Here is a 7,719-nt window from a genome sequence, read left to right as displayed (position 1 = left end):
AAGTAGTAGGTGGCGCTTTCCTGAAAATCGCCTTCTTCTTTTTTAACTTTTTCGAATAAAGGTTCTGCTTTGTCGTAGTCTTTAAGTTCGAAATAAGCGTAACCTTGTTTAAACTGGTATTCGTTTCTTTGTTTGCCCGAAAGCGTAGAAGGATCTGTTTTTTCGAACCATTCTAAAGCTTTTTTATAGTTTTTTTGGTTGAAATAAGTTTTTCCAACGTAGAAATAAGCCAGTTTGGTGTTCGGATTTAACGGATAATCGCGGATAAATGCCTGAAACAAACTTTCAGCATCGCTATTGGTTAACTCTAGTGCACAAACAGCAGCGTAAAATTTTGCATTCTCTTTCAGTAAAGATAATTCGGCATTACTCTCCGTTTGGGTAGAAGGTTTATAACGTTGCAGCTCAACAAGTTTAAACTGTTGTGCAGCTGCAGTGTATTTTTCTTTGTCTAATAATTCTAAGCCCGTTTGATAGTTTTTGTTGAGGTTTTGCACTGCGCTAACCTGAGCGTAGGTGCTAAAACTTCCTGCTAAAAGTAGCGGAATTAGTAAGTATTTTTTCTGCATTGGTTTCAAATATGGTTGGTACTAAATTAGAAATAGTATCAAAGCTTATCAACAGAAGTAATTAACATCTGTTAATAACACAAATTAACGATAGGATTTTTGGTTTGGTATTAAGGGATGAACGAATGTGGAAAAATGATAGGGTTCATTCGTCATTAGTACCGCCGCATCTGGTAGAGGTTCACTGGTTCATTTGTCAATAGTTCATTGGTGTTACCGCATCCGATAAGGGTTCATTGGTTCATTTGTCAATAGTTCATTGGTACCGCCGCATCCGTCATTGCTGAGGCGGCTTTTCAGCCAACAAAGCAATCTAGTAGAAGGGTTAACTGGTCAATCATATAAATTGGTTAATTGCCATAAGCTATTAGCAATGGACTATTTACTAATGCATTTCTAAAAAGACGATGGACTTAGTCCTTTCGGCAAGTTGCTAGATTATGGACTCTGCACTAATAAACCAATGACCAATGAACGATTGAACTAACCTATCCCTGGCTTGCCAGCAAGTACAGCACAGCCATTCTTATTGCCACTCCGTTTTCTACCTGTTCTAAAATGATCGATTGTTTACTGTCGGCCACATCGCTGGTAATCTCAACCCCTCTGTTTATAGGGCCAGGATGCATGACAATGATTTCTTTATCGAGATTGTCTAAGATCTGTTTGTTTAAACCGTACATCATGGCATATTCCCTTAATGATGGGAAATATTTAATGTCCTGGCGCTCCAATTGAATACGGAGCATGTTTGCTACATCGCACCAGTTCAGGGCTTTAATTAAATTATGCTCAACTTTTACTCCAAGTTGGYGGATGTGTTTGGGGATTAAAGTTGTTGGTCCGCAAACCATTACCTCGGCACCTAAACGCTGCAGGCAAAGGATGTTCGAAATGGCTACACGTGAGTGTAAGATATCGCCCACAATTACCACTTTTTTGCCCTTTAATGCCTAAAAGATGTCGGGTTGATAGTTTTTCTGCTGCCATTTTTATTTAGTATTTTCGGATATTAAAATCACTTTATCTTCACTTCCTTCGCTCGCCCAGGTTACTTTTACCTGTTGCGAGTTTAAGCTATCTACCTGATGCCCAATATAATCGGGCTCGATAGGTAAATGCCTGCTAAACCTACGGTCTATTAAAACCAAAAGTTCAACTTTCTCTGGGCGGCCATAGGCAAGTAGAGCGTCAAGCGCTGCTCTAATGGTTCTACCGGTCCAAAGTACATCATCAATTAAGATTACTTTTTTGCCTTCGATAATAAAATCGATCGAGTTACTGCTTGCGGTAACCAGTCCGTCTTTACGGCGGAAATCATCTCTAAAGAAAGTAATATCAAGGTTGCCCTTTAAAATTTTCTTGTTTTTTAGAATCTGTTGAAGATACTGATGAATGCGATCTGCCAAAAAAATACCCCTTGGCTGGATACCAATTAAAACGGTATTTGCGAAATCGTCGTGGTTTTCAATTAATTGATGGCAGAGCCTCTTAATTGTAATCTGAATTTTTTGTCCGTCAAGAAGTGTTTTCTTTTGCATTGAAGAAGGATTGGGCAAATATATAAAAATGTTTTAAGGTAAGAAAGTTGAAGATCGATTGTTTTATTTTTTGATAGTTAAATTGTTCTGTTACAACATTTAAAAATCGGTTTTTCTTTTTGTAATGTTTTTTGGAAAGCAATAGCTGTTTTTCATCTTGATGTTGGTCCGGCTGTACACTGTAGTCCCGATTTTCAATCGTGAGCTGTCGTTTCCATCCGGTTTAGCGGGCCAGTTTCTGCAATTATTCGGGGGCAAAAACCAACGTATTATATTCATCCAATATTTCTGCCTCCACTTATCAATTAATGTTTATTAGACATTCCTCAGATATTTATTGGATTAAAAAGCTTTATTTTTATAGCATATGATTCAGCAACCAATAATCTTTTTCGATGGTGTTTGTAATCTTTGCAATGCATCGGTTCAGTTTGTTATTGCGCATGATAAAAAAGATCAGTTTAGATTTACTGCGCTACAAGGTGATTACGCCAAAGAAATTCTACCGCAATTTAACGCTGATTTAGGAAAGTTGAATACCATTTTATTGCTGGAGGATGGAAAACTCTATACTAAATCTTCAGCGGCATTGCGTGTAGCCCGAAAACTCAATGGATTAATTCCGTTGCTTTATGCATTTATCATTGTTCCCAAATTTATCCGCGATTGGGTTTATGATATTATTGCCAAAAACCGTTACAGATGGTGGGGCAGGCAGGAGAGTTGTTGGGTACCAACACCCGATTTGAAAAGTAAGTTTATAGCTTAATTTTGTTGACCACTTTTCTTTCTGCCCGGCGACCAAAGCCAAAGTGTTAAAATAAGCAACGGTATAGTAATACTTAAGGCAATTACAATCAGTATTGGCCTTTGTCCAACAATATCCTGACCAGTAGATGTGAATATCCTGATAGTTTCTTTAAGTGCTCCGAGTGTTATTATTGTACAAATAATGGCAAGAATTTTCCTCATATTTTGATTTTGAAACAAAGATTGCATTTTATTTTTATAATAGACCAACGTCTAAAGACGCTTCTCTAAAAAAGCATTAATTTTCCAAGTACCTTTTAGCATAAGTAATCCGCATTAAATCGTAGCGTTTAAACTGTGTTTTTAGCCTTTTTTGAAAATCTGGATAATTCCGTTTTTCTTTCGGACTCCACAAAACTTCGCTCAAGGCATCTAATCGGGGAAAGATTAAATATTGCACTTTTGCCGGATTGGTAATGTACTCACTCCATAAACAGCCCTGTGCGCCCCAAATGTATTTAGCCTGCTCAGCACTTAATTCAGCCGGTACGGGTTCATAATTATAAACATCAATTAAGGGCGAAAACTTATTTGCAGCCAAGCTATCTTCTTTTACAAATTGACCATGATTGAAATACATCTTGTCTTCAGGTGTCATAATGGCCTTGTGGTTTTGTTTTGCCGCATCTATACCACCTTTTTCACCTTGCCAGCTCATTACAACTGCATTAGGGGCTAAACCGCCCTGTAAGATTTCGTTCCAACCGATAATGGTTTTACCTTTGCTATTTACAAATTTTTCCATCCTGCGGATGAAATAACTCTGTAGCTCACTTTCATTTTTCAGACCATTAGCCTTCATAATCTCTTGCGAAACAGCAGATCGTTTCCACCATACTTTCGAGGCTTCATCGCTACCAATGTGGATGTATTGCGAGGGAAACAAAGCCATTACCTCAGTTAATACATTTTCCAGAAATTTAAAAGTCGTATCAGAAGCCTGAAGTACATTGTTGTATTTATTCATCATTCCCCATGTTTGGGCAACTTCGTATTTTTTGCCCGGCTCCGTGCCTAATTCTGGGTATGCAGCCAATAAGGCCATGCTATGGGCAGGCATTTCAATTTCAGGAATAATGGTAATGTAACGTTTGGCCGCATAATCAACCACATCTTTAATCTGTTCTTGGGTATAATAACCGCCGTGACGAATACCATCGGTTTTAATAACGGCATCTTTTGGCGTAATTTTTACGTCTGTCGGCAATACCTGATATTTTATGTGCTCGTTTCCTTGTCCAGGCCATAAGCCAATAATGCTACCATTTCTCCATGCTCCAATTTCCGTAAGCTTGGGATATTTTTTGATCTCTATTCTCCAGCCATGGTCATCAGTTAAATGCCAATGGAAATAATTCATTTTATGAAGCGCTAGATAATCGATGTACTGTTTTATAAAGGCTACGTCAAAAAAATGGCGACTTACATCCAGATGCATGCCACGATAATCGAAGCGGGGATAATCTATAATAGAAACAGCCGGGATTTGTAATGATTGTGATTTTGCCTCAGGTATCAACTGAATTAATGTTTGAATACCGTAAAAAAGTCCATTTTCTGAAGATGCATAAATTATTGTTTGATAGTTGTTGCTTATAAGCTCGTATTCGTTTAAGTTTTTTAATAACCGACTAATTATTTCTAGTTTGATTACGTTTTTTTTGTTTGTTGAATTAGGGTTAATTCGAAGCTTTATATTATAATATTGTTGAATATAATTTTGCAGAAATAAAGCTGAATTTGATAAAGAATCATTTGAAATAATTTCTGTGTGTTGATCAATGATAAATTTTTCCGTGTTTTTTCCTGTTTTAATACTTACAGGTTGTGGGATTATGTTTACTTCCTGTGCAGAAAGTTTAAACGAAATAATTGATAAAAACAAAAAGATAAATTTCTTCATTATAAGGGATTTTCCTTTTCAAAAGTAATAATTATAGACGGATGAAAGGGAAGGTTTGCTAGAACGAAAACTTATGTTACATAAACCCGATAGGATGAATGCCGTTTTTCACGGCAGAAAGTATAGCGGGGCAGGAGTTGCCGATAAACGCTAGCTTTCGTTTTCAAATTGTTATTTACCATGTAAGACATTTAAGAAAATATAAGCCTCTTTCTTTTTCTTAATTGCACTAATAAGATTGCTTCGGCTCGCTAATCCCAGCCTCGCAATGACGATTCATGGGAGGAAGTCCGTACGCTCTGTGTTTCCGTGGCAAAAAAATAATCAAAAAAATCCCGATAACTTTCGCTATCGGGATTAATATGATCAGTTAAAAAGAACTAGCCTTTTTTAGCTTTGCTTTCTTCGCCTTCTAATTGCGATTTCAATTGAGCCAATACGTCTAAGTCTCCTAAAGTAGATTTCTCTACAGAATCTTTAACTTTTTTAACAGCAGTTACAGCAGCTTTAGCTTCTTTTTTCTTAGTTGCTCTTTCTTCTGCTACAGCTTCAGCTTTAACTTCTTCCCAAATACGGGCGTGAGATACTACGATACGTTTTGCTTCTTTGTTAAACTCGATGATTTTGAAGTCATTGGTTTCTTCAGCTTTAACTGATGTACCATCTTCTTTAACCATGTGTTTAGTTGGTACGAAACCTTCTACACCATATGGTAAAGCAATAACAGCACCTTTATCAGTTACTTTAACAACTGTACCTTGGTGAACCGAGTCTAAAGTGAAGATCGTTTCGAAAGTATCCCAAGGGTTTTCTTCCAATTGTTTGTGACCTAAACTTAATTTACGGTTATCAACATCAAGTTCTAAAACAACAACGTCTAATACATCACCAACTTTAGTGAATTCATTAGGGTGGTTTACTTTTTTAGACCAAGATAAATCAGAGATGTGGATTAAACCATCAATACCTTCTTCGATTTCAACAAAAACACCGAAGTTAGTCATGTTTTTAACAGTTGCTTGGTGCTTGCTTCCAACTGGGAATTTAGCAGCAACTTCTTGCCATGGATCGTTAGATAATTGTTTAATACCTAAGCTCATTTTGCGCTCGTCTCTGTCTAAAGTTAAAACTTCAGCTTCGATCTCATCACCAACTTTTAAGAATTCTTGTGGATTTCTTAAGTTTTGTGACCAGCTCATTTCAGAAACGTGGATTAAACCTTCAACACCTGGGATGATTTCTAAGAAAGCACCGTAATCTGCAACAGTTACGATTTTTCCTTTTACTTTAGAACCAACTTGGATGTCGGTGCTTAAGTTCTCCCAAGGGTGTGGAGTTAATTGTTTCAAGCCTAAAGCGATACGTTTTTTCTCATCATCGAAATCTAAAACAACCACGTTGATTTTTTCATCTAATGATAATACTTCTTTTGGATGCTCTATGCGGCCCCAAGAAATATCAGTAATGTGAAGTAAACCATCAACACCACCTAAATCGATGAACACACCGAAATCAGTAATGTTTTTAACAGTACCTTCCAATACCTGACCTTTTTCTAATTTAGAAACGATCTCTACTTTTTGGCTTTCTAAATCATCTTCAATTAACACTTTATGAGAAACGACTACGTTTTTAAACTCATGGTTAATTTTAACAACTTTGAATTCCATTGTTTTACCCACGTATACATCGTAATCGCGGATAGGTTTAATATCAATTTGAGATCCTGGTAAGAAAGCCTCAACGCCCATGATATCAACAATTAAACCACCTTTAGTACGGCTCTTAACGAAACCGTTGATGATTCTATCATTTTCAAGAGCCTCGTTAATTGCTTCCCATGATCTTTGGGTTTTTGCTCTTTTGCGAGAAAGGATCAATTGACCGTTAGCATCTTCTGGTGCTTCAACGAAAACGTCAACTGAATCGCCGATTTTAAGATCTGGTGTATCACGGAATTCAGAAGTAGAAACTAAACCGTCTGATTTGAAACCTACGTTTAATACTACATCTTTGTTGTTGATTGAAACAACGATACCGCTGATGATTTCACCTTTAGTGATCTGATTGAATGTTCCAGCATACATAGTGTAGCCAATGATGATTTGATCGATTCGATCGAAACTGAATCAGCTTCTGATTCAATAGTTTCTTTTTCAGTTAGGCGTCCGCCTTCTCCCTGAAGTTCAGCTGTTTTAGCTGCTAATTCTTTTTCTGCTACTTGTTTTTTAGCCATTAATTAATTATCTCCTTTTTTCCCTATTTAGGGACTGCAAAGGTAAAAATATTTTAATTAATAGAAAAGATTTTTTTAATAAATCTTGCTGATTTTTAGCTCTTTATAATTCCCCTCCCTTGGAGGGGTGCCTGAAAGGCGGGGTGGTTATTTCAGTTTACCACATGTTTTTCCAAAATGTAGCTGTTTTATTTTAGAGTTTAATCGCTTAGTTATGCCAATTATTTGAAAATGAGCGCTCCGTATTTCTTCGGGAGCAGCAGCCCTGCTATCGCTTATAGTCCTCACTACGCTGCGGGCTATTCCGCTCTATCAGGTTTAAAAACAAGGGTTGTGCACAAATACCTACCAAATGTTCCTACGGAACGAAACACAAATAACATCGGTTATTTGCTACCTGGCAAGCGTCCCGATGGGACGGCATGTAAAGTTGCCGGTTCGGCTTCAATTTGCAAATCGCCCAATTAGGCGGCGTATGGTTGTTTGTTAAAGACCAAGCGTCCCGTAGGGACGATTCATGGGTAGAAAAAAAATATTTTTTTCGTTCCGTAGGAACGTTTGATATGATTTTGGAAATTCTATTTCTTCGTAAAAGTTCCTCTTGTAAAACCTTCGCCAATTAATGTTTGATCATCTCTGATTAATAGCATTATGGTGTTC

Annotated in this window: 5 protein-coding genes and 2 pseudogenes; 1 reads left to right on the top strand and 6 read right to left on the bottom strand. The window is 37.1% G+C overall.

Going from position 1 to position 7,719, the window contains the following annotated elements:
* The 3 genes and pseudogenes from AC1DND_RS17845 to pyrR all read right to left on the bottom strand — a co-directional run.
* A partial coding sequence (locus AC1DND_RS17845) for a tetratricopeptide repeat protein (RefSeq protein WP_477583649.1) occupies positions 1 to 569 on the bottom strand: 569 nt, incomplete at its 3' end.
* Positions 570 to 1,057: 488 nt separating this feature from the next.
* A pseudogene (locus AC1DND_RS17840) lies at positions 1,058 to 1,513 on the bottom strand (aspartate/ornithine carbamoyltransferase family protein); the annotation flags it as partial.
* 48 nt (positions 1,514 to 1,561) lie between these two features.
* A complete protein-coding gene (pyrR, locus tag AC1DND_RS17835; RefSeq protein ID WP_477583647.1) occupies positions 1,562 to 2,110 on the bottom strand; it encodes a bifunctional pyr operon transcriptional regulator/uracil phosphoribosyltransferase PyrR in 549 nt (182 codons plus the stop codon).
* Between the two features lie 367 nt (positions 2,111 to 2,477).
* On the opposite strand from pyrR, the gene AC1DND_RS17830 reads away from it, so the two are divergent.
* Positions 2,478 to 2,879, top strand: a complete 402-nt coding sequence (locus AC1DND_RS17830) for a thiol-disulfide oxidoreductase DCC family protein (RefSeq protein ID WP_477583646.1) — start codon at positions 2,478 to 2,480, stop codon at positions 2,877 to 2,879.
* Here AC1DND_RS17830 and AC1DND_RS17825 read toward each other — a convergent pair.
* The 3 genes and pseudogenes from AC1DND_RS17825 to rpsA form a co-directional block, all read right to left on the bottom strand.
* Positions 2,876 to 3,082 carry a hypothetical protein gene (locus tag AC1DND_RS17825; RefSeq protein ID WP_477583644.1) on the bottom strand — a complete coding sequence of 69 codons (207 nt, stop codon included), beginning with the start codon at positions 3,080 to 3,082 and terminating at the stop codon, positions 2,876 to 2,878. The two genes, AC1DND_RS17830 and AC1DND_RS17825, sit on opposite strands and share 4 nt — an antisense overlap.
* A 76-nt stretch (positions 3,083 to 3,158) precedes the next feature.
* The gene (locus AC1DND_RS17820; RefSeq protein WP_477583642.1) at positions 3,159 to 4,823 is read right to left on the bottom strand and encodes a beta-N-acetylhexosaminidase; all 1,665 of its coding nucleotides are present in this window, start codon (positions 4,821 to 4,823) and stop codon (positions 3,159 to 3,161) included.
* A 380-nt stretch (positions 4,824 to 5,203) separates the two neighbouring features.
* Positions 5,204 to 7,059: pseudogene (rpsA, locus tag AC1DND_RS17815) on the bottom strand (30S ribosomal protein S1).
* Positions 7,060 to 7,719: the final 660 nt, after the last annotated feature.

This window comes from Pedobacter sp. 01N416, assembly GCF_056399685.1.
The sequence above is the reverse complement of the archived record's forward strand: the minus strand, read 5'-3'. Positions and strand labels throughout refer to the sequence as shown.